The sequence below is a fragment of the Pseudomonas sp. GW823-FHT02F05 genome (assembly GCF_058797315.1).
This window is the reverse complement of sequence record NZ_JBXAJM010000040.1, coordinates 1-21249: the sequence shown is the minus strand read 5'-3', so window position 1 is coordinate 21249 and position 21249 is coordinate 1. Positions and strand designations below refer to the sequence as shown.

Below are 21249 nucleotides of genomic sequence, written 5' to 3'. Positions count from 1 at the left end.
CTTTTCAAAAGTGAGCCGCTGTAAAAGCGGAACCCTAAGTGGCCGTTACCGCAGGAATGGATATGTACTCGGTATAAACAGTGTCGCCTGTCAGGTCGCCATCGCAGGCAAGCCAGCTCCCACATTTGGAACGCTGACCGTCAGATAGATAGAGGCCGGCTGTCAGGCCGTCTTCGCAGGCAAGCCAGCTCCCACATGGGCTCTATGTCCAGCTAAAAAATAGGCCAAGGGCATGAGCTGATTCGACCCTCCCCGCCCGTCATCCAACCGTCACATCCATCTGCTGTGCTGGCGCCCATTACTCATTTGCCCAAGGACCCGTGGCCATGTTTTCCGTGCTCAAACCCCACCGCTGGAAACTCGCATTGCTCCTGATCGCCGCCAACCTCGGACTGATCCTGCACCTGGCCTGCGGCGAGCTCAAAAGCGTCAGCGAATGGGTGTGGCTGGATATCATCGGCGAAGGCGGTTCGGCGCTGCTCGCGCTGATCTGGCTGGGCCTGGTATTGAAAAGCCGCCCCGCCGGACGGGTCACGCAATACCTGGCGCTGGGGCTGTCGTGCATCTTTTTTTCCTGGTGGATCGACAGCCTCGACGAATTCATCCGCCTGCCTGACAGCATCTCCTGGGATCACTGGCTGGAGTCAGGGCCAATGCCGTTGGGCATGATCCTGCTGACGATTGGCATTTATCACTGGCACCACGAACAACTGGCGATCAGCGCACAGATGGAAAAACGCGAGCGGTTGTTTCGCGAGCATCGGCTGTTCGACAAACTCACGCCCCTGGCCGGTGCCGACTACCTCAAGCGCCAACTCGCCGACAGCTTGCGCGACAGCCAAGCGCAGCAACAACCACTGTCGTTGTTGGCCCTGGACCTGGACAACTTCGCCACCATCAACCAGGCCTACGGGCATGCCGAGGGTGATGCGGTGCTACAGGCTGTCAGCCATGTGCTGTTGCTCAACCTGCGCCGCCAGGACCTGTTGTGCCGCCTGGCGGGCGATCGTTTTGTGGTGCTGCTGCCCAACACCGGCGAGCGCCAGGCCCAGGGCCTGGCGCTGGAGTTGCAACACGCGGTGCAGAGCCTCGCCCACAAGACCCGGCAACAGGGCGAACGCCTGCAACTGACGGCGACCACGGCGGTGGTGATGGCCTTGCAAGAGTCACCCCACGAGCTGCTCAAACGGCTGAATATCGGCCTGGCCCGGGCCAAGCAACCCCTTGCGAAAAGTGCCTGAAATGGCCGTGAAAACCAGCTGGTATGAAAACGACAGCCGCTTCATCCCCGGTCACTATCAACCCGCCACGTTGATCGACCTGGGCTTGTCCCGGGACATCGACAGCCATCGCCTACTGCGCGGCACCGGCCTGTTCCACGAAGACATCCTGGCCGGCAATGCGCGATTGAGCCCGCAGCAGTTCCTGGGTTTGATCGGCAACAGCCGCAAACTGCTGGATGCCGATGACAGCAGTTTCCTGTTTGGCCAACGCCTGCTGCCCGGCTACTACGGCGCCGCCAGTCATGCCCTGGGGCATGCACAGAACCTTCATCAGGCCCTGGATATCCTGATCCAGCAACAAGTGCTGCTCAGCCCGCTGGCCACGCTGCAACTGGAGCTGGATGAGCACCACGCTTACCTGTATTGGTTGGACAGTTGCGGCGCCGGCGAACACTGGCGCTTTCTGCTCGAAGCCAGCATGACTTCACTGGTTGCCATGAGCCAATGGCTCAGCGGCCAGCGCTTGCCGTGGGTGTGCAGCTTCAGCCACGCCGAACCTCGGTATGTCGAGCAATACTGGGTGCATCTGGGCGAACACACGCGCTTCGAACGCCCTCTGGACATGATGTGCCTCCCCCGTGAATACCTCACCCACACCTGGCCGGGCGCTTCGGCCACGGCGGGCCAGGTCGCGCGCCAGCAAGCCCTTGAACAAATCGAGCAACTGGGCTTTGCCACAAGTTTTCTGGACTGCCTCTATGCCTACCTGCGCGAACACGTGCGCCAGCCACCAAGCCTGGAACTGGCCGCCCACACCTTCGCCATGAGCCCGGCCACGCTAAAGCGCAAGTTGCAACGGCACGACACCGGTTTTCAGCAACAGGTCGACCGGGTGCGCAAGCATGTGGCGTTGCACCTGTACCAGGCCAAGGGGTGGAGTAACGAGCAAGTAGCGGCGTACCTGAATTTCAACGATGCGGCGAATTTTCGGCGCTCGTTCAAGCGGTGGACGGGCAGCACGCCCAACCTGATCCGCCAACTGTTCAGCAGCCGCTAGCCAGGCGTTCGCGCAGGAACTCCACCAGCGCTTGCACCGGGCGTGAACTCTGGCGGTGCTGCGGGTACACCGCCGACAGGGTCAAGGCCTCAGGAGCGAAGTCCTCCAGTACCTTGACCAGACGCCCATCCTTCAAGGCCTCGCTGACAATGAACGTCGGTAGGTAGGTAACGCCCAAACCGGCTATCGCGGTATCGCGCAGCAGGTCACCGTTGTTGACGCGCATGCGCCCACTGACGCTCAACGCTTGCACCTTGCCTTTGAAACGCCATTGCACCTGACGGCCGTGGCCGTAAGGCAGGCAGTCGTGCGTGGCTAAATCCTCGGGTTTCAATGGCGTACCCCGCAGCGCCAGGTAGTCGGGGCTGGCGCAATACACCCGCTCGATAGCGGCGATCCGCCGGGCGATCAGGGTGGAGTCTTCCAGGGTGCCGATGCGCAGCACCAGGTCGTAGCCTTCGCCGATCAAGTCCACCGGGCGGTCGCTCAGGTCGACTTCAACGCAGACCTGCGGATGCTGGCGCAGGAACAACGGCAACAGGCAACCCAGGTGCGCCATGGCGAACGACAAGGGTGCACTGAGGCGAATGGTGCCGCGGGGTTCGCTGTTCTGGCCGGCGATGCCCTGCTCCACTTGCTCCACCTCACCGAGCAGGCGCAAGGCCGACTCGTAGTAACTCTGGCCCAGCGGCGTGACGTCCAGGCGCCGTGTGGAGCGGTTGAGCAGGCGTACGCCCAGGCGGTCTTCCAGTTGGATCAGGCGGCGGCTGACGAATTGCTTGGACAAGCCCAATTGCTCGGCGGCGGCGGTGAAACTGCCGGATTCCATGACCTGGCAGAACAGGCGCATGTCTTCGAAGGGGTTCATTGTCGCTTCTCAGGGGACGATGGGCTGTTTATAGCCTGTCAGTGGTCACACCACAAACCAAAATGTGAACACGATCAAATGTGGGAGCTGGCTTGCCTGCGATGGCGGTGCTTCAGTTGAAAAATCGGTGACTGGCATACCGCTATCGCGGGCAAGCCCGCTCCCACAGGGCTTTGCGGTGTTTTACAGAGCAGGTTACTTGGCAGCGAACGCCGAGTAGCTGTTCATCAGGTTGCGGTAGTTGGGAATGCGCGGCGAAAGCAGGTTGGCCAGGCCTTCCATATCGTTGCGCCAGTCCACTTGCAGCTCGCAGGCCACGGAGAACCAGTTGACCAGTTGCGCACCGGCGGCGGTCATACGCGCCCAGGCGGCTTGTTGCACGGTTTCGTTGAAGGTGCCGGAAGCGTCGGTGACCACGAAAACCTCGAAGCCTTCGTCAAGGGCACACAGGGTCGGGAATGCCACGCACACGTCGGTCACCACACCGGCAATGATGATCTGCTTGCGGCCGGTCGCCTTGACGGCCTTGACGAAATCTTCGTTGTCCCATGCGTTGATCTGGCCAGGGCGCGGAATGTACGGCGCGTCGGGGAACAGTTCTTTGAGCTCAGGCACCAGCGGGCCGTTGGGGCCGCTTTCAAAGCTGGTGGTCAGGATGGTCGGCAGGTTGAAGAACTTCGCCACGTCGGCCAGGGCCAGCACGTTGTTCTTGAACTCGTTGGGGGAGAAATCCTGCACCAGGGAGATCAGGCCGGTCTGGTGATCAACCAACAGCACAACAGCATCGTCTTTGTTCAAGCGCTTGTAAGTCATGGGTAACTCCTTTGGGGATGGGGTGTTTTTCAAAAAGCAAAGCAGGAGCAGCCGAACGCCCCCCAGAAACCCTGGAAGTCGCTGACCGGCACGCTGGAAAGGCGCGCTTTTTCATGGCTGTGGGCATGCACGCCACAGGGGCCGCTGCACTGGTGAACCTGGGCCTGCATCGGCGACGTCGGGCGCCAGTGCCCTGGCACCTTGACCACCGGCGACCAGTCGGGCAGCACCGGTACTCGTGGCGGTGCGAAATCTTCGAATTCGCCAGCGCCGTACACGACCTTGCCGCCGACCACTGTCAGCACCGACTCGATCCACTTGATAGCTTCTTCCTCGACACTGAAAAAGTCCGCCGACAACGCGGCGACATCCGCCAATTGACCGACCTTGATCTGGCCTTTCTTGCCCTGCTCGGACGAGAACCAGGCGCTGCCGTGGGTGAACAGCTCCAATGCGGTAAGGCGCGGCAAACCCTCGGCGTGCAGCTCCAGGCCACCGACAGTACGGCCGCTGACCATCCAGTACAGCGAGGTCCAGGGGTTGTAGCTCGACACGCGGGTGGCATCGGTGCCCGCCCCAACCGGCACGCCTTCGGCCAGCATGCGCTTGATCGGCGGTGTGGCTTCGGCGGCCTTGGCGCCGTAGCGCTCGACAAAGTATTCGCCCTGGAACGCCATGCGATCCTGAATCGCGATACCGCCACCGAGGGCACGCACACGTTCGATGTTTTTCGGGGTGATGGTTTCGGCGTGGTCGAAGAACCACGGCAAGCCATTGAACGGAATATCGCGGTTGACCTTCTCGAACACGTCAAGCATGCGCGAGATGGACTCGTCGTAAGTGGCGTGCAGACGGAACGGCCAGCGCTGTTCCACCAGGTGGCGCACCACCGGTTCCAGCTCCTGTTCCATGGTCAGCGGCAGGTCCGGGCGGGGCTCGAGGAAGTCTTCAAAGTCCGCCGCCGAGAACACCAGCATCTCGCCGGCCCCGTTATGGCGCAGGTAGTCATCGCCCTGATGCAGGGTGACGCTGCCGGTCCAGTTCTTGAAGTCGCTGAGCTCTTCCTTGGGCTTCTGGGTGAACAGGTTGTAGGCGATGCGCACCGTCAACTGTTGATCCTTGGCCAGTTGCTCGATCACCGCGTAGTCATCGGGGTAGTTCTGGAAGCCGCCGCCGGCATCGATGGCGCTGGTCAGGCCCAGGCGATTGAGTTCCCGCATGAACTGGCGGGTGGAGTTGACCTGGTATTCCAAAGGCAGTTTCGGGCCCTTGGCCAAGGTCGCATACAGGATCATCGCGTTAGGCCGCGCCACCAGCATGCCGGTGGGGTTGCCGTTGCTGTCGCGCACGATCTCACCGCCCGGCGGGTTCGGCGTGTCCTTGGTGTAGCCCGCCACCCGCAGGGCTGCGCGGTTGAGCAAGGCGCGGTCGTACAAGTGCAGCACGAACACCGGGGTGTCCGGGGCGGCCTGGTTGAGTTCTTCCAGGGTGGGCATGCGCTTTTCGGCGAACTGGAATTCGTTCCAACCGCCCACCACGCGTACCCATTGCGGCGTGGGCGTGCGGTCGGCCTGGTCCTTGAGCATGCGCAAGGCATCGGCCAGGGACGGCACGCCTTCCCAGCGCAGTTCAAGGTTGTAGTTCAACCCGCCACGAATCAGGTGCAAGTGCGAGTCGTTGAGGCCGGGAATTACGGTGCGGCCCTTGAGGTCGATGACCTGGGTGCCGCTGCCGCGCAGGGCCATGGCTTCGCCGTCGGTACCCACGGCGACAAAGCGCCCTTGGTGGATGGCCACGGCGGTGGCGCGTGGGTTTTCCCGGTCCACGGTGTGGAACTGGCCATTGAACAGAATCAGATCGGCGTTCATAGGGTTTCCTTTACAGAGGCTTCAAGCCAGGGAGCGAACAGGCGGGTGGCCGCCGGCATCAGCAGGTACACCACCAGCAACACGATGGTCAGGGTGACCAGGAAGGTGGAGACCACGTAATTGGACAGAAACGGGTGCAACCGCAGGATCGGCCCCCAGATAAACGGCAGCAGCAGGGTTTGCGGCAGGATCACAAACAGGCTGACCACCGCCTGCTTCCAGCGCGGCGGCTTGGCACCACCCTCGGCCTGGGGCGTGAACCAGAATTCATTGGCCGCGCCGATTTCCGTCTGGTCGCCGTCCGCCAGCATCGGCGCGGCTTCGTCGATCAGGGCCTGGCGTTGCGGGGAGCCGAGCCACAGCTCAAGGGCGCTGGTGGAGCTATAGCGCAGCACGCAAGTGAACAGCGCCATGCCGTTTTGCTGGCTGCGCACCACGTCAACACCAAGGTGCCCAGGGCGTTCGCCCGCGATGCGCACGATGCGGCGCAACCAGGCTTCGTACTCGACTTCAAAGCCGGGTTTGACCCGGTGCTTGACGACCAGGGTGACGACTTCGTCGGGGCTGGTGTTGGTGGTTGAATCCATGGCTGAGTGCTTCCCCGGGGTATTGAGCGATGGGGAGAGTCTGGCGGCTTGGCGGCTGGGGAGAATTGGATGTATGTGCTGTTTGGCTTGTTGCAGGAGCGGGCTTGCGCGCAAAAAACGTCAACGATAACCCCTACTTTCTGAATAAACGTGGCGCCTGGGAGTTTTTCGCGAGCAAGCTCGCTCCTGCAATTGCCGGCAAAGCTATGTGGCCCGCGCCATATGCTCCGCAATCCTGCCCCTCAACCACCGCTCCGCCGGGTCGTTGTCATGCACCCCGCTCCACACCATCGACAGCTCCGCCGCATCAATCGCAAACGGCGGGTCCTCGGCGCGCAGGCGTGTGCCTTCGGTCAACGCGCACGCGGCGTAATCGGGCACGGTCGCGATAATCTGCGTCCCCGCCAGCAACGCCCGTAACCCGCTGAACTGCGGCACCGCCAGCACCACGCGGCGCGAGCGGCCGATGCGGGCCAGGTCCAGGTCGATATTGCCGCTCAGGTCACCGGAGAACGACACCATTGCATGGGGCCTGGCGCAGTAATCATCCAGGGTCAGCGGCGCCTCGCCGTCATCCCCGCGCAGGACCTTGCAGGGGATATCGCGCAGTTTCTTGCGCTTGGCATTGGCCGGCAGATCGGTGGTGTAGCTGACCCCCACGGAGATTTCACCGCTGGCCAGCAGCGAAGGCATCAACAGGTAATTGGCGCGGCGCACCACCACGATGATGCCTGGCGCTTCTTCGCGCAGGCGGCTGAGTAACGACGGAAACAGCCCGAACTCCGCATCATCGGACAGGCCGATACGAAACACCGCGCAGCTGGTGGAGGGGTCGAAATCCTTGGCGCGGCTGACGGCGCCCGAGATGGTGTCCATGGCAGGTTGCAGCTCCTTGAGTATCGCCAGTGCGCGCGCTGTGGGTTCCATGGCACGGCCGTTACGCAACAGCAACGGGTCGTCGAACAAATCGCGCAAACGGCCCAGCGCGGCGCTCACTGCCGGTTGGCCGATAAACAGTTTTTCGGCGACTCGGGTCAGGTTTTTCTCGAACATCAAGGCTTCGAAAATCACCAGCAGGTTCATATCGACGCGGCGCAGATCGTTGCGGTTCATGAGCGCTATCCAAACGTTTTCCAGGGGGCCAGGGAAGCATGCACTGCACGCCTGGGATTGCATAGCTGTGCTGTCTTTTCCGGCACCGCACCTGGCGAAATTAACAACGATTAACTCGTCAGCCAGGCGCTCCGGCAACAAGATGAAGCGCGTCTACACTGCACCCATCCACCGGGAACGTTCCCATCGACTGCGGATATTTGTCATGGCCCGACTCGAGCAATATTCCCCCCGGTTGCCCGCCACCGGTGGCCTGTGCCCCCGGCGCGAGCGCATCGCCAAGCAACTGATCCTCGCCAACCTCGGCGAAAGCCTGGCGATCGCCGACCTGGCCCAGGCCTGCGCCTTGTCGCGCAGCCATTTTTCCCGCGCCTTCAAGTGCACCACCGGGCTGTCGCCCCAGGAATGGATCCGCCAGCAACGCATCCAGCGCGCCAAGGAGTTGATTACCGGCTCGTCCCTGAGCCTCACCCAGATCAGCCTCGAATGTGGCTTTTGCGACCAGGCGCACTTCTGCCATATGTTCACCCGCAGCGAAGGCGTCAACCCGATGACCTGGCGAAACCACCACTCGCGCAGCAAACCTGATGTGATCGCTGCCTAGTGGTCTGCACGTACCTGGAATATGCTGGTCGCTCCCTTCCTCCAGAACCTGGGCAGCCATGAATGACTTGAGCGACCAGGCCGTGCATTTCGGCCCCTACCGCATCCACCCGCGCCAGCGCCTGGTGCTGGAGGCCGGCCGCCCGCTGCGCCTGGGGCGGCGGGCGGTGGACATTCTGCTGATCCTGCTGGAGCACGCCGGCAATGTGGTGAGCAAACAGGAGTTGATCGCAAGGGTCTGGCCCAAAAGCGTGGTGGAAGACGGCAACCTGCGTGTGCACATGGCTGCGTTGCGCAAGGCGCTGGGCGACGGCCAGGCCGGGCAGCGCTATATCGTCACGGTCGCCCAGCGCGGCTACAGTTTTGTTGCGCCACTGAGCATCGAACCCATGACGCTGCCCACCGACGGTGCGCCCAAACGCCCCAGCCATAACCTGCCCCTGCGGCGCACGCGCATGATCGGCCGCCAAGCGCTGATCGACGCCCTGGTACAACAACTGCCGCAGCAACGCTTTATCACCCTGACCGGTGCCGGAGGCATCGGCAAGACCACCGTCGCCCTGCGGGTCGCGGAATTGCTGATCGGGCATTACCGCGACGGTATTCACCTGCTGGACCTGGCGCCGCTCAGTGCGGCGTCCATGATCCTGCCCAACCTGGCCGCCCTGCTCGGCCTGACACCGGGCGAAAATGCCTCCCTGGCCAGCCTCGCCCGCAGCCTGCAGGCACGCCAGATGCTGCTGGTGATCGACAACTGCGAGCACCTGCTCGACGACATCGCCCTGATCAGTGAAACCCTGCTGCGCCATGCACCGCACCTGCACATCCTCACCACCAGCCGCGAAGCCCTGCGCGCCGAAGGTGAATATGTGCAGCGCCTTGAACCGCTGGCCTGCCCGCCCGCCACCGGCAACCGCGCCCAGGCCCTGGGTTACCCGGCCATGCAATTGCTGATCGAGCGCGCCATGTCCCACCAGGAGAGCTTTGCCCTCAGCGACGCTGAACTGCCCCTGGCGATTGATATCTGCCAGCGCCTGGACGGCATTCCCCTGGCGATCGAACTGGTGGCCGCGCAAATCGAACGGTTTGGCTTGCCGGGCCTGCTGGTGCAGATGGAAGACAACTTTCGGCTGCTGACCCGCGGCCGACGCAGTGCCCTGCCCCGCCAGCAGACCCTGCGCGCCACGCTCGACTGGAGCTTTGACCTGCTAACGGCGTGCGAGCAAATCTGCCTGCGCCGCCTGGCGGTCTTCCGTGGCGGCTTCAGCCTGGTCAGCGCAGCGGCGGTGATTGCCGGGGAGCAAGTGGCCCCCGCCGAAGTGCTGGGCTCCATTACGCAACTGGTGGCCAAGTCGTTGTTGAACGTGGAAGCAAGCGATGACGAGATGGTCTATCGCCTGCTGGACATCACCCGCACCTACGCCCTGGAAAAGCTCAGCCAGGCCTGCGAACTGCATGCCACACGAGAGCGCCACGCTGCACGCTGCCTGGCGCTGATGGAACAGGCCCAGGGCGACTGGGACCTGATCGCCACACAGCCGTGGATCGACCGTTACGCACCGCTGCGCGAAGACGTGCGTGCCGCCCTCGACTGGGGCTTTGCTGACGACGGTGCGCAGCTGCTGGCTATCCGCCTGACGGTCAGCGCGATGCCGCTGTGGCAAGAGTTGTCGTTGCTGCGTGAGCACGGCGGCTATGTGGACCAGGCGCTGGCGCTGATCGGCCAGGTCACCGCGCCCTGCACGCAATTGACCCTGCAACTGCAATTGGCCCTGGGCAGCCTCTCCTACCACGCCATGGGCGCCGCACCTCGGACCATTGCGGCATTCGAGGGTGCCGCACGCCTGGCCGAGACAACCCAGGACCTTGGCGGCCAGTTGCGTGCGGTCTCCGGGCTGATGGCGGTGAACCTGTGCGCCGGGCGCTACGGCCCAGCGCAGGCGCTGAGTGTGCAGTTCGAACGCCTCGACCCACGCACCGAGCCGTTGCTGGGCCTTAGCGCGCAGCGGCTGCGTGCGCTGGGTCAGCATTACACCGGCAACCAGACGCTCGCCCGGCACCACGCCGAGCAGGTGCTGCAGCGCATGTCCCAAAGCGGTCACGTGAACCGCTTTGCCCTCGGGGTTGGCGTGCAGTACGACCAGGGCGTCGCCTCCTTGACCGTGTTGGCGCGAATCCTGTGGTTGCAGGGCTTTCCCGAGCGCGCCTGGCGCACCGCCAGTCAGGCTTTGGAGTTGGCGCTACAGATCAACCACGGCACCTCGATTTGCTACACCCTGGCCCTGGCTGGGGTGGTGATCGCCCGCTACAACGGCGCCGAAGACGACGCCCAAGCCCTGCAAAGGCTGCTGCTGGAGCAGTCGCACAAGCATTCTGTGCAGTTGTTCCAGACCTGGGCCGGGCATTACGCCGGTATTCTTGGCCAGCCGGATTGGCAGGGCCTGGGCCTGATCCAAGACACCTTGATCACCTTTGGCACCCATGCCGTGGATGTGCCAACCCTGGAACGCGCGCGCAGTGGCGCGGCGGGCTGGTGCGCCCCGGAGATTCTGCGGGTGTACGCCTTGCAGCTAGAGGATGAGCACACCACTGAAACCCTGCTGCTGGAGGCGCTGGGCCTGGCGCACCAGCAAGGAGCCCTGGCCTGGGAGCTGCGCTGCGGCGCAGCCCTGGCGCAACTGTGGCAACAGCAGGGGCGCATTCAGCTCGCCAGGGACTTGCTCGGTTCAATCCACGCACGTTTCAGCGAAGGCTTCGCCACTCAGGATCTACTGCGCGTGCGCTGCCTGCTCGACGAGTTGCAGGACAAACGGCCGGCCTGAGAACGCCCCCAGGCAAGGCGCGTAGCCCTGCTGCAAACGCGCGACCTGACGCGGGTCGCGCAGTTGCCCCAAAGCGTAGCTGCGCACACAGTTGAGCAGCCGATAGCGCGCCGGGCCCAGGCCGGGCTCGACGCTCAGCAGCGAGACGTTGACCAGGCGCGCCAGCAGGTAAGAAAGATCGGCATGTTCGAGCTCGGTACCGGTCACCAGGTCACTCAGGGTGGGTAAGGTGACTGCCATCTTGAACAGACTCAATTGCAGAAACAGCCAGCACTCCGGCAGGCTCAAGCGCTCGTAGCTCCAATCCAGGGCCGCGGTCAGTGAGCGATGGCGCTCCACTGCCGTGCGGCGCCCACGGGCCAGCACTTGCAAGCCTGTGCGTACTTGCGTCTGCACACCGCCGATGCCCAACGCATCCACCTGGGCGGCCGCCAATTCCAGGGCCAACGGCAGGCCGTCCAGACGCCGACACAGGTCGCCCAGCGGCGCCAGGTCCTGAGGCCGCAAATCAAACCCCTGCTGATTGGCACGCGCGCGCGCCACGAACAGTTGCACCGCAGGACAGGCCATCGCCTGCTCGACATTGGCCAACGCCTTTGGCGGCGGCACTGCCAGCCGAGGCACGCGCACTATCCACTCGCCAGGGGCCAGCAAGGCTTCGCGACTGGTGATCAGCACGCTGATGCCCGGCGCCGCCTCGCGCAGCGCACGCATCAGTTGTCGACACGCGCCCAGCAGCAGGTCAGCGCCGTCGAGTACCAGCAACACGTGGCGCGAGGCCAGGCGCCGGCCCAGTTCGTTGAGGCTCGCGGGCGTCGAATGCAACTGCAACACCCTGGCCAGGCTACCGAGCAGTTCGCTCGGGGTTTGCACAACGGCCATGTCGACCCACCATACGCCGTCGCGATAACGCGGCAATACCCGCTCGGCCAGGGCCAGGGCCAGCGTGCTCTTGCCAATACCGGCCACGCCTGTGAGGGTCAATAACCGCTGCACAGGCAACCGTCGCGCCAGCACGCCCACCAGTTCATCTCGCCCCCACACCGGGCTGAGCCGTGCAGCCAGGTTGTGCTGAGGCAGCAGCGTCGGCAGCGCGTCCTGCGCAGGCGCAGCGAAGCAGTAACCGCGCTGGGGGTGATTGAGGATCCAGCGTTGGCCGTCAAGGGCACGACGCAGCGCGGCGATATGCACACGCAGGTTGCTGTCTTCAACGACGCTGTTGGGCCACACCCGTTCGATCAAGGTCGCCTTGCTGACGAAGTGCCCGGGCGCTTCGAGCAGTACTGCGAGAATATCCAAGGCTCGCCCGCCCAGTGGCACCGGCCAGCCCGCCTTGCTGACCAACCGCTGCTGCCGATGAAAGGTGTAGGGGCCAAAGCTCACCGCCGTACCATTTTGCATGTCCGTCAAAGCGCTGAAACACCCGTGCTTGAGTGCCTGCGCATCCTTTTTCCATGGGCTCGACGCTATCTTGCCAGTTGGCGATGACAGGACAATGCTGGCACGGGGAGCGATACGGACAATCGGGTGCCTGAGACGGACATGGTGTCGTTAACTGAACTGTTGTCGGTATTGGGTAGGGTTCAGCCCGAGCTTTTCGCTGAACAGAAAACGCATATGCCGCACGCTGCCAAAGCCTGCGTGGAAGGCCACGGTCTTGAGCGGCAGGTCGGTGGTTTCCAGCAGGTGCCGGGCCCGGTCGATGCGCGCGCCCTGCAGGAACGCCATGGGCGTCATCTGCACGTCCTTGGCGAACAGCCGCGCGAAGTGGCGTGCGCTCATTCCGGCCAACTCAGCCATGGACTCGATGGTAAAGGGTTGATCCAGATGCGCCAGGACGTGGTTCTGCACGCGGGTGATCGGAGTTTCCTGAGGCGCCACGGCGGCAGTCATCGGGCTGAACTGGGCCTGGCCGCCCTGGCGCTTCATCACCACCAGCAGCACTTTGGCCACATCCACCGCCACTTGCTTGCCATGGTCCTGGGCCACGACCGACAGGGCCAGGTCGATACCCGCAGTGACGCCGCCAGAGGTAATCAGCCGCCCGTCCTGCAAATAGATGCGATCGGTCTCGACGATGGCGCTGGGAAACGCCTTGATCAACCGCTCGGTGTAGTGCCAATGGGTGGTCACGCGGTGCCCGTCGAGCAAACCTGCGTGGCCGAGCACAAAAGCGCCGGTGCAGATCGAGCCAAAACGCCGAGCCCGTGGCGCCGCAGCTTTGAGCCAGGGCAACAACGCGGGGTGGCATTCGTTATAGGCGCCGGGGCCGCCCGGCACCAACAGCAGGTCATAAGCCGCCTGGGCCTGTTCCAACAGCAGGTCGGTCTGCACGCTCACGCCATTGGAGGCCTGCAACGGACCGGGCTCAGTGCCGATGGTCAGGATCTGGTAGTGGTCGGCCGCCGGCAGGTAGCGGTTGGCAATCGAAAACACTTCCAGCGGCCCGGCCATGTCGAGCAGCAGGAAGTCCGGGAACAGCGCCATGGCCACGGTTTTCATAAGCGGGAAATGTCCATCGAGAAGGAGTGCGACGGGCATTATGGCACGACTTTGACTGTCAACCTGAAAGAGACAGTTATTCTATTTTCATCTTCTTAATCAATCATTCGTTAACCATTAACCTTCTTCTCAACGCAAGCGCTCTGCATCTCGCAGCCCGCGCTCACTTGAGGACTGGACCCATGCTGACCCTTCGCAAAGCTTCCGAACGCGGCGCCGCCAATCACGGTTGGTTGAAGTCGTTCCACACCTTCTCTTTCGCCAACTACTGGAACCCCAAGGAACAGGGTTTTTCCGACCTGCTGGTGATCAACGATGACCGCGTCGCCGCAGGCAAAGGCTTCGGCCAGCACCCGCACCGCGACATGGAGATCTTCTCCTACGTGCTCGAAGGCGCGCTGGAACACAAGGACACCCTGGGCACCGGCTCGGTGATCCGCCCCGGCGATGTGCAACTGATGAGCGCGGGCAGCGGCGTAGCCCACAGTGAGTTCAACCACAGCCAGCGTCATGGCGTGCACTTCCTGCAAATCTGGATCGTGCCCAACGAAGCAGGCGCCAAGCCGCGCTATCAGCAGGAGCACTTCACAGAAGCGCAAAAACGTGGGCGCTTGCAGTTGATCATCTCGCCGGAGGGCGCCAACGGTTCGCTGAAAGTGCGCCAGGACGCACGGGTGTATGCCGGGCTGTTCGACGCTGACGAAAGTGCCCGCCTGGAGCTGGCACCGGATCGCTACGCCTACATCCATGTGGCGCGCGGCAGCGTTGAACTCAACGGCCAGCGCTTGCAGGAAGGCGACGGTGTACGCGTACGGGACGAACGCCAGATCCGCCTGAGCCACGGCGAAGACGCTGAAGTACTGGTGTTTGACCTGCGCCCCAACGAACTGCCGCAAATGCCATGACGGCCGCAGTGATGGTCCCGGCAGCGGGACCATCGTTGGCATCGATAGTCACCATCAGCGCAATGAAGTTCTCTAAAAAAATGCAACGCGTAACATCAAACCCATGCCAAACGGCACCCAACTAAAACACTCGGAGCACATCATCATGAAACGCCAATTCTTGCTTAGCCTCGCTTTCTCGGTACTCGCTGCAAACGCTTTTGCCCACCCGGTTGTCGCTGAAGGCGGCGCTGATCGCCTGATAGAAACCCGTGTTGCCGAAGGTGGCGCGGATCGTCTGCAAGAACGTGGTTTGGCTGAAGGCGGTGCTGATCGCTTGCAGGAACGTGGTTTGGCTGAAGGCGGTGCTGATCGCTTGCAGGAACGTGGCCTGGCTGAAGGCGGTGCTGATCGCTTGCAGGAACGTGGTCTGGCTGAAGGCGGTGCCGATCGTCTGCAGGAACGTGGCCTGGCTGAAGGCGGTGCTGATCGCCTGCAGGAGCGTGGCCTGGCTGAAGGTGGTGCCGAGCGTCTGCTGAGCACCCACGTATAACCCCGCACTGTTGGCGGGACACCCCAAACCGGCCTGATCAGCCGGTTTTTTTTCGTCTTCGATTTGCCTGGGTATCCACACGATGTCGACTGAAGCGCTAAGCCGTGCCTCAACCCGGCAGCGGGATTACCCGCAGCGGCCTTACCGACTTGTAGGAAAAACTCGAATAGATCTCCTTGACGCAAGGCAAGGTCTGCAAGACCTCTCGGGCAAATTCACCGAACGATTCCAGGTCCTTGGCCACCACTTCCAGCAAAAAATCATAGCGCCCAGAGACGTTATGGCACGCCACAATTTCTGGGATGGCCAACAGACGTTGCTCGAACGCCCGGGCAATTTCCTGGGTGTGGCTTTCCATCATGATGCTGACGAACGCGGTCACCCCGTAGCCCAGTGCCTTGGGCGAGAGAATCGCCTGGTAGCCACTGATCACCCCACTTTCTTCCAAGGTGCGCACCCGACGCCAGCACGGTGAAGTGGTGAGCGCCACCCGCTCGGCCAACTCGGCCACGGTCAGGCGGGCATTGCCCTGCAACGCGTTCAAAAGGGCTTTATCGGTGCGGTCCAGCTTGATAGGCATAACGTGCCTCTATTCATTATTTTTATCGGTGTTTGATCCACAAACGCAGGTTTTTCCGGGCTTTTTTGCAAGGTTCATCCGTGGTTATGAGCATAGCATTGTAGGAAATAAGGAGCGCCCGACATGCACAATAAACACACCACATTCGGCTTTTCCACCCGTGCCATACACCACGGCTATGACCCCCAGGACCACCACGGCGCACTCGTCCCGCCGATCTATCTGTCTGCGACCTTCGCCTTTCCCACCGTCGAATACGGCGCCGCCTGCTTTGCCGGCGAAGTCAGCGGCCACTTCTATACGCGCATTTCCAACCCGACCCTGGCCCTGCTGGAGTCACGCATGGCCAGCCTGGAAAACGGCGAGGCCGCCGTGGCGTTCAGCTCCGGCATGGGCGCGATAGCCGCGACGTTCTGGACCCTGTTGCGCCCGGGCGACGAGATCATCGTCAGCCAGACGCTCTATGGTTGTACGTTCGCCCTGCTGCACCACGGCCTGAGCGAATTCGGCATCAAGGTGCGGCATGTCGACCTGACCGACCTCACCGCCCTGCAAGCAGCGTTCTCCCCGGCCACCCGCATGCTCTACTGCGAGACCCCGGCCAACCCCAACCTGCGCCTGATCGACATCGCCGCCGTGGCCGAACTGGCCCATCAGCAGCCGAATGTCACCGTGGTGGTCGATAACACTTATTGCACCCCCTATCTGCAACGTCCCCTGGAACTGGGCGCCGATGTGGTGGTGCACTCGGCCACCAAATACCTCAGTGGCCACGGCGACATTACCGCAGGCATCGCGGTGAGCAACCAGGCCCTGGCGCAGCGCATTCGCCTGCAAGGGCTCAAGGACCTGACCGGCGCGGTGATGTCGCCCCAGGACGCCGCATTGCTGATGCGCGGCCTCAAGACCCTGGGCCTGCGCATGGAGCGCCATTGCAGCAACGCCCAAGCGGTGGCCGAGGCGCTGCAGGCGCACCCTGCGGTGCAGTGGGTAACCTACCCCGGTCTGCGTTCTTTCCCACAATACGAACTGGCAAACCGGCAAATGAAACTGCCCGGCGGCATGATCGCCTTTGAACTCAAGGGCGGCCTCGAAACCGGCCAGCGCTTCATGAACGCACTGCAACTGTTCACCCGCGCAGTCAGCCTGGGGGATGCCGAATCACTGGCCCAACACCCGGCGAGCATGACCCACTCCACCTACACGCCCGAACAACGGGCGCAGCACGGTATCAGCGAGGGGCTGGTGCGTTTGTCGGTGGGGCTTGAAGACGTTGCGGACCTGCTGGCCGATATCCATCAGGCCCTGGCCAAGTGCAGCGCTGCCAACCTGCGGCCCATTGCGACAGCGGCGTATGCGATGAAATAGCGTCCAACCCCATGGGTTATGCGGTGCCTGGGCGGCGGTCGGAAGGATCCGGCTGCCGCTCTGCCTGTTTAATGTTTTTTTTCGCAGATTGGATCCCCCTCCTTTAGCCAGGCTGTACTAGCATGTCAGCGGCGGGACGCACTATCACTGCAGGTTATTCACATTAGTTACCTTCTTAACCCCCGTCGCTATAAGGCCCAATACCTGCACGAAACTCATGGACGAATTGATGAACTCACACCTGTTCCCACAGATAGGCAAGGTCATCGCCAGCACCGGCAGCCGCCATTTCCCACGCATGCTGCATGACCTGATCCTCACCCAATTGGCAGTGGACGCCACCCATATCACCCAATTGCAAGTCAGCCGCGAAGGCCTTGGCCGCCGCAAGATCAGCCCGGTGTACACCGATTCGGCGGCGGCCCTGGGCAGCGAGCAACTCGCCGCACAACTGCACCTCACGCGCCGCAAGGACGATGTGCGCTATGTGCTGTCGGTGTATCGCTCGCACCCGTCCGACAGCTTTTCTGCGCAAGAGCGCAGCATGCTCCAGGACTTCTCCACGCTGTTGCTGCCCATGGTGGAAAAACACATCACCGCGCTGCAGCCATCGCTCCCGGACAGCCCGTGCGCAGTGCCTCAACCCCAGGGCATCGACACCTTGCGCCGACGCATCCAGGAGCGCCTGCTGCAATCGGGGCTGACCTTGTCCAACCGTGAACTGGAAGTGTGCGTAGGCCTGCTGGCCGGGCGCACCGCGCCGGAGTTGGCCGAGCAATTGGCGTTGAAGGTCAACACCATCGAGAGCTACCTCAAGCGTGCGGCGATCAAGTTGGGGATCAGCGGGCGGCACTCGTTGTTGCGGTGGATGTACTCGACCGAAGACTAAGATCGTTCCCACGCTCCGCGTGGGAATGGATCCCGTGACGCTCTGCGTCACTGTGGACGCAGAGCGTCCATGGCGGCGTTCCCACGCAGAGCGTGGGAACGATCAGCAGCTCCCTCAGGTCAGTCCCGGGCCAGTGCCTCTATGGGGTCCAACCGCGCCGCATTCCGCGCCGGTACAAAACCAAACACAATGCCGATCAACGTCGAACAGGCAAACGCGGTAATGATCGAGCCCACCGAAAACACCATCTCCCACTCCTTCACAAACAGCGAAAACAGGTAGCCGATGGCGTAGGACAAGGAGATCCCGATGATCCCGCCGATCAGGCACACCATCACCGCCTCCACTAGAAACTGTTGGCGAATATCCGATTGCCGCGCCCCCACCGCCATGCGAATCCCGATTTCACGGGTGCGCTCGGTGACCGACACCAGCATGATATTCATCACACCAATACCGCCCACCAGCAAAGAGATCACCGCAATCAATGACAGCAACAGCGCGAGGGAGCGGCTGGTTTTCTGCACCGTCTGCATGATGCTGTCGAGGTTGTTGGTAAAGAAATCCTTGGTGCCATGGCGTTGCAGCATGAGCTTATTGACGTTGTCTTCCACCACCTTGCTCGGCTGGCCGTCCTTGATGCGCACGGTGATGCTGTCCAGATGACGCTGGCCCAGCAGACGGCCCGCCGCGGTTTCGTATGGCACCCACACGTTCAGGGCCTTGCTGGCGGCGAACATGTTTTTATTGTCCGCCGTCACCCCGATCACCGTGCACGGCAGGTTGCCTATCAGGATCACCTGGCCCAGCGGGTCGATGTTGGGCCCGAACAGGCGCTGGCGGGTATTGTGGTCGATCACCACCACCTGGGCCTGGCGCCGCGCATCGCTTTCGCTGAAGGCGATGCCGGCTTCAAGCTTGAGGCCCTTGACCTTGAAGTAGCGGTCACTGACACCATTGACCTGTGCATCCACGTCGATGTTGCCAAAGCGCAGCATCAGGTTGCGGCCCACCACCGGCGTGGCGCTGTCGACGTAATACAGCTGGTTCAGCGCGTCCACATCCGAGGGCATCAGCGTCTGGATCGCCGAGGCTCGACTGTCGCCAAAGCTGGTGCCGGAAAAGATATCGATGGTGTTGCTGCCAATCGCCTGGATGTCCTTGAGCACATAGCGCTTGGCGCCTTCGCCGATGGCCGAAATCGACACCACCGAGGTGATGCCGATGACAATCCCGAGCATGGTCAGCAAGGTGCGCATGCGGTGGGAGATCAGCGCCACCCACGCCATGTTGAACGCTTCCTTGAACAGCCCCAGGCTCGCCACCAGGCGCCGCGCCCCGCTGCGTCGGGGCTCGACCGGCGCCTCGACGGGCAATTCCAGGCCGACGCTGTCGTTGGCCTTGTCGCTGATGATCTCGCCATCACACACCTCGACAATGCGCTGGGCGTTCGCCGCGACCTTGGGGTCGTGGGTGACGATAATCACCGTGTGCCCCGCCGCGTGCAGTTCGGCGAGGATACGCATCACCTCCTTGCCGCTGTGGGTGTCGAGGGCGCCAGTGGGTTCGTCGGCCAGGATCACTTCACCGCCATTCATCAAGGCCCGCGCGATACTCACCCGCTGCTGTTGCCCGCCAGACAGTTGGCTGGGCCGATGGCTGGTGTGGCCCGACAGGCCCAGGCGTGCCAGCAATTCCCCGGCGCGGCTATGGCGCTGGCTTTGTGGGGTGCCGGCGTAGATCGCCGGCATCTCCACGTTGTGCAAAGCGCTCAGGTGCGCGAGCAAATGGTAACGCTGGAAGATAAACCCAAAGTAATCACGCCGCAGCTCTGCCAGTTGCTCATCGCCCAGGGAGCGGGTTTCGATGCCATTGATCTTGTAGCTGCCGGCGGTGGCGTAATCCAGGCCACCGAGGATGTTCATCAGGGTCGACTTACCCGAACCGGAGGCGCCGATGATCGCCAGCATTTCCCCGGCATGGATGGTCAGGTCGATGCCCTTGAGCGCGATGAATTCACGCTCGCCGGCCATGAAGCTGCGGGTGATGCCCTTGAGTTCCAACAGAGGCTGGGTCATGACTCAACTCCCCGCCACGGCAGGTGTAGCATCGCCGATCACCACGGTGTCGCCCTCGGCCAGGCCGTCCAGGATCTGCACCTTGACGTTGTTATTGATACCGGTCTTCACCGTGCGGGCGACCGCCTTGCCCTTGGCATCCAGCACCCGCACTTCGTAGCGGCCATCGGCATTGCGCACGCCCAGCGCCGCCACGGGCACTATCAGCGCGGCCTGGGCGGTGTCGAGCACGATGCGCACCTGGGCGGTCATGGCGATGCGCAGGCGGTGCTCTGGGTTGGGCACGTCGAACAACGCGTTGTAAAACACCGCGGTGTTTTGCTTCGGCGTGCCGGCGGTCTGGGTTTCCAGGAAGTTCTGCGGCGCCGGCTCGGTGCCGCGCAGCTTGGCGTAATAGCGCTTGTCCGCCTCGCCGAGAATGGTGAAGTACACCTGCTGGCCGGGGCTGATATGAATCACATCCGCTTCCGACACTTGGGCCTTGACGGTCATGGTGTCCAGGTCTGCCAGCTTGAGCAGCACGGGCGCCAACTGGCTGGCGATCACGGTCTGGCCTTCCTGGGTGACAATACCCACCACGTCGCCGTCGATGGGCGCGTTGATGCGGGTATAGGCCAGGTTGACCTTGGCGGTGTCGATCTCGATGTGCGCGCTTTTGATCTGCGCGTCCAGGGACAGCAGGTTGGCCTGCTGCACCTGGTAGGTCGATTCGGCGTCTTCGAAATCCTGGCGTGACACCGACTCGTCGGCCTGCAAGCCTTTGTAGCGTTCATATACAGACTTGGCCTGCTTGAGCTGCGCGGCTGTCGCCCGGCGTTGGGCCTGGAGGTTTTCTTCATCGACCTGGGTTTTGCGCAGGGTGTTCTGCAGGATCAAGGGGTCGATTTCGGCCAGCCATTGGCCCTTCTTTACCTTGTCGCCGACTTTGACTTTCAGCGACTTGAGCTGGCCAGAGACCTGGGCGCCGACGTCGACTTGTTTGACGCCTTCGAGCAGGCCGGTGGCCAATACCGCGTTTTCGATATCGCCGCGTTCGGCGGTCGCGGTGAGGTATTGGGGGGCGTCGGCCGGGGCGTTTACGGTGTAGATGGCCAGGCCGATTGCGACGGCCACTGAAGCCAGAATGCCGATTTTGCGGAGTTTAGACGTTTGCATGGTTGGCTTCTTGATTGAGTACAAATATGGTTGCGCGCTGACGCTGGCCTGGGTAAAGACCTGACAGCCGACCCCTGTCTACCTGACGCTCCTCGGTGCAAATGTGGGAGCTGGCTTGCCTGCGATGGCGGCCTTCTGGTCGACCATTTAGTTGGGTTGGAATGCGTACATATCCATTCCTGCGGTAACGGCCACCTAGGGTTCCGCTCTTACAGCGGCTCACTTTTGAAAAGCGCAAAAGTAAGCAAAACGCTCTTGCCCCACCACTCGGCACCTCGCCCAGGCT

The 21249-nt window shown here is 62.5% G+C and carries 18 protein-coding genes; 8 read left to right on the top strand and 10 right to left on the bottom strand.

Features of this window, described 5'->3' with window-relative positions; genetic code table 11:
• Positions 1 to 326 precede the first annotated feature (326 nt).
• Together AC1RAC_RS27900 and AC1RAC_RS27895 are read left to right on the top strand one after the other, a co-directional pair.
• Positions 327 to 1241, top strand: coding sequence for a GGDEF domain-containing protein (locus AC1RAC_RS27900; RefSeq protein WP_072448824.1), 915 nt, complete (start codon positions 327 to 329; stop codon positions 1239 to 1241).
• 1 nt (position 1242) lies between these two features.
• Positions 1243 to 2280 carry an AraC family transcriptional regulator gene (locus AC1RAC_RS27895; protein WP_492617163.1) on the top strand — a complete coding sequence of 346 codons (1038 nt, stop codon included), beginning with the start codon at positions 1243 to 1245 and terminating at the stop codon, positions 2278 to 2280.
• Here the strand turns inward: AC1RAC_RS27895 and AC1RAC_RS27890 are convergent.
• The 5 genes from AC1RAC_RS27890 to AC1RAC_RS27870 form a co-directional block, all read right to left on the bottom strand.
• Positions 2267 to 3148: a LysR family transcriptional regulator gene (locus tag AC1RAC_RS27890; protein WP_054898661.1), complete on the bottom strand. Its 882-nt coding sequence runs from the start codon at positions 3146 to 3148 to the stop codon at positions 2267 to 2269. The two genes, AC1RAC_RS27895 and AC1RAC_RS27890, sit on opposite strands and share 14 nt — an antisense overlap.
• Positions 3149 to 3343: 195 nt before the next feature.
• The gene (gene ycaC, locus AC1RAC_RS27885; RefSeq protein ID WP_003191905.1) at positions 3344 to 3961 is read right to left on the bottom strand and encodes an isochorismate family cysteine hydrolase YcaC; all 618 of its coding nucleotides are present in this window, start codon (positions 3959 to 3961) and stop codon (positions 3344 to 3346) included.
• A 29-nt stretch (positions 3962 to 3990) separates the two neighbouring features.
• Entirely contained in the window at positions 3991 to 5829 is a 1839-nt protein-coding gene (locus tag AC1RAC_RS27880; protein WP_492617162.1) for an amidohydrolase, read from the bottom strand.
• Complete coding sequence (locus AC1RAC_RS27875) at positions 5826 to 6416, bottom strand: antibiotic biosynthesis monooxygenase (RefSeq protein WP_072448821.1); 591 nt, start codon at positions 6414 to 6416, stop codon at positions 5826 to 5828. Before AC1RAC_RS27875 ends, AC1RAC_RS27880 begins: the two co-directional genes overlap by 4 nt.
• A 204-nt stretch (positions 6417 to 6620) precedes the next feature.
• Positions 6621 to 7529 (bottom strand): LysR family transcriptional regulator, encoded by a 909-nt coding sequence (locus tag AC1RAC_RS27870; protein WP_003191909.1) that lies wholly within the window; start codon positions 7527 to 7529, stop codon positions 6621 to 6623.
• Positions 7530 to 7734: 205 nt separating this feature from the next.
• Between AC1RAC_RS27870 and AC1RAC_RS27865 the strand changes: the two genes are divergently transcribed.
• Both AC1RAC_RS27865 and AC1RAC_RS27860 read left to right on the top strand, forming a co-directional pair.
• Positions 7735 to 8133, top strand: coding sequence for a helix-turn-helix domain-containing protein (locus AC1RAC_RS27865; protein ID WP_034127392.1), 399 nt, complete (start codon positions 7735 to 7737; stop codon positions 8131 to 8133).
• Positions 8134 to 8191: 58 nt separating this feature from the next.
• Positions 8192 to 10954, top strand: coding sequence for an ATP-binding protein (locus tag AC1RAC_RS27860; protein WP_492617161.1), 2763 nt, complete (start codon positions 8192 to 8194; stop codon positions 10952 to 10954).
• Here the strand turns inward: AC1RAC_RS27860 and AC1RAC_RS27855 are convergent.
• A complete protein-coding gene (locus AC1RAC_RS27855; RefSeq protein ID WP_236455378.1) occupies positions 10901 to 12355 on the bottom strand; it encodes an ATP-binding protein in 1455 nt (484 codons plus the stop codon). The genes AC1RAC_RS27860 and AC1RAC_RS27855 overlap by 54 nt on opposite strands.
• 150 nt (positions 12356 to 12505) lie before the next feature.
• Positions 12506 to 13456, bottom strand: a complete 951-nt coding sequence (locus tag AC1RAC_RS27850) for a GlxA family transcriptional regulator (RefSeq protein ID WP_034127389.1) — start codon at positions 13454 to 13456, stop codon at positions 12506 to 12508.
• 182 nt (positions 13457 to 13638) lie between these two features.
• Between AC1RAC_RS27850 and AC1RAC_RS27845 the strand changes: the two genes are divergently transcribed.
• Positions 13639 to 14361, top strand: a complete 723-nt coding sequence (locus tag AC1RAC_RS27845) for a pirin family protein (protein WP_034127388.1) — start codon at positions 13639 to 13641, stop codon at positions 14359 to 14361.
• 145 nt (positions 14362 to 14506) lie between these two features.
• Positions 14507 to 14893, top strand: coding sequence for a hypothetical protein (locus AC1RAC_RS27840; protein ID WP_492617160.1), 387 nt, complete (start codon positions 14507 to 14509; stop codon positions 14891 to 14893).
• Between the two features lie 109 nt (positions 14894 to 15002).
• On the opposite strand, the gene AC1RAC_RS27835 is transcribed toward AC1RAC_RS27840, so the two are convergent.
• Entirely contained in the window at positions 15003 to 15473 is a 471-nt protein-coding gene (locus AC1RAC_RS27835; protein WP_014718112.1) for an Lrp/AsnC family transcriptional regulator, read from the bottom strand.
• A gap of 123 nt (positions 15474 to 15596) precedes the next feature.
• On the opposite strand from AC1RAC_RS27835, the gene AC1RAC_RS27830 reads away from it, so the two are divergent.
• Positions 15597 to 16841, top strand: coding sequence for a methionine gamma-lyase (locus AC1RAC_RS27830; RefSeq protein WP_492617159.1), 1245 nt, complete (start codon positions 15597 to 15599; stop codon positions 16839 to 16841).
• A gap of 229 nt (positions 16842 to 17070) precedes the next feature.
• Positions 17071 to 17730, top strand: a complete 660-nt coding sequence (locus AC1RAC_RS27825) for a helix-turn-helix domain-containing protein (RefSeq protein WP_169922153.1) — start codon at positions 17071 to 17073, stop codon at positions 17728 to 17730.
• A gap of 119 nt (positions 17731 to 17849) precedes the next feature.
• Here the strand turns inward: AC1RAC_RS27825 and AC1RAC_RS27820 are convergent, their stop codons facing one another.
• Complete coding sequence (locus AC1RAC_RS27820) at positions 17850 to 19808, bottom strand: MacB family efflux pump subunit (protein ID WP_034127385.1); 1959 nt, start codon at positions 19806 to 19808, stop codon at positions 17850 to 17852.
• 3 nt (positions 19809 to 19811) lie between these two features.
• Positions 19812 to 20963, bottom strand: coding sequence for a macrolide transporter subunit MacA (gene macA, locus AC1RAC_RS27815; protein WP_197901488.1), 1152 nt, complete (start codon positions 20961 to 20963; stop codon positions 19812 to 19814).
• Positions 20964 to 21249: the final 286 nt, after the last annotated feature.

Bases quoted from the DNA above. Each gene is read 5' to 3' on its own strand.
- AC1RAC_RS27835 (WP_014718112.1), bottom strand. From the start codon at position 15,473: ATGCCTATCAAGCTGGACCGCACCGATAAAGCCCTTTTGAACGCGTTG.
- AC1RAC_RS27870 (WP_003191909.1), bottom strand. From the start codon at position 7,529: ATGAACCGCAACGATCTGCGCCGCGTCGATATGAACCTGCTGGTGATT.
- AC1RAC_RS27875 (WP_072448821.1), bottom strand. From the start codon at position 6,416: ATGGATTCAACCACCAACACCAGCCCCGACGAAGTCGTCACCCTGGTC.
- AC1RAC_RS27900 (WP_072448824.1), top strand. From the start codon at position 327: ATGTTTTCCGTGCTCAAACCCCACCGCTGGAAACTCGCATTGCTCCTG.
- AC1RAC_RS27850 (WP_034127389.1), bottom strand. From the start codon at position 13,456: ATGAAAACCGTGGCCATGGCGCTGTTCCCGGACTTCCTGCTGCTCGAC.
- AC1RAC_RS27845 (WP_034127388.1), top strand. From the start codon at position 13,639: ATGCTGACCCTTCGCAAAGCTTCCGAACGCGGCGCCGCCAATCACGGT.
- AC1RAC_RS27830 (WP_492617159.1), top strand. From the start codon at position 15,597: ATGCACAATAAACACACCACATTCGGCTTTTCCACCCGTGCCATACAC.
- AC1RAC_RS27820 (WP_034127385.1), bottom strand. From the start codon at position 19,808: ATGACCCAGCCTCTGTTGGAACTCAAGGGCATCACCCGCAGCTTCATG.
- AC1RAC_RS27855 (WP_236455378.1), bottom strand. From the start codon at position 12,355: ATGCAAAATGGTACGGCGGTGAGCTTTGGCCCCTACACCTTTCATCGG.
- AC1RAC_RS27880 (WP_492617162.1), bottom strand. From the start codon at position 5,829: ATGAACGCCGATCTGATTCTGTTCAATGGCCAGTTCCACACCGTGGAC.
- ycaC (WP_003191905.1), bottom strand. From the start codon at position 3,961: ATGACTTACAAGCGCTTGAACAAAGACGATGCTGTTGTGCTGTTGGTT.
- macA (WP_197901488.1), bottom strand. From the start codon at position 20,963: ATGCAAACGTCTAAACTCCGCAAAATCGGCATTCTGGCTTCAGTGGCC.
- AC1RAC_RS27890 (WP_054898661.1), bottom strand. From the start codon at position 3,148: ATGAACCCCTTCGAAGACATGCGCCTGTTCTGCCAGGTCATGGAATCC.
- AC1RAC_RS27860 (WP_492617161.1), top strand. From the start codon at position 8,192: ATGAATGACTTGAGCGACCAGGCCGTGCATTTCGGCCCCTACCGCATC.
- AC1RAC_RS27840 (WP_492617160.1), top strand. From the start codon at position 14,507: ATGAAACGCCAATTCTTGCTTAGCCTCGCTTTCTCGGTACTCGCTGCA.
- AC1RAC_RS27865 (WP_034127392.1), top strand. From the start codon at position 7,735: ATGGCCCGACTCGAGCAATATTCCCCCCGGTTGCCCGCCACCGGTGGC.
- AC1RAC_RS27895 (WP_492617163.1), top strand. From the start codon at position 1,243: ATGGCCGTGAAAACCAGCTGGTATGAAAACGACAGCCGCTTCATCCCC.
- AC1RAC_RS27825 (WP_169922153.1), top strand. From the start codon at position 17,071: ATGAACTCACACCTGTTCCCACAGATAGGCAAGGTCATCGCCAGCACC.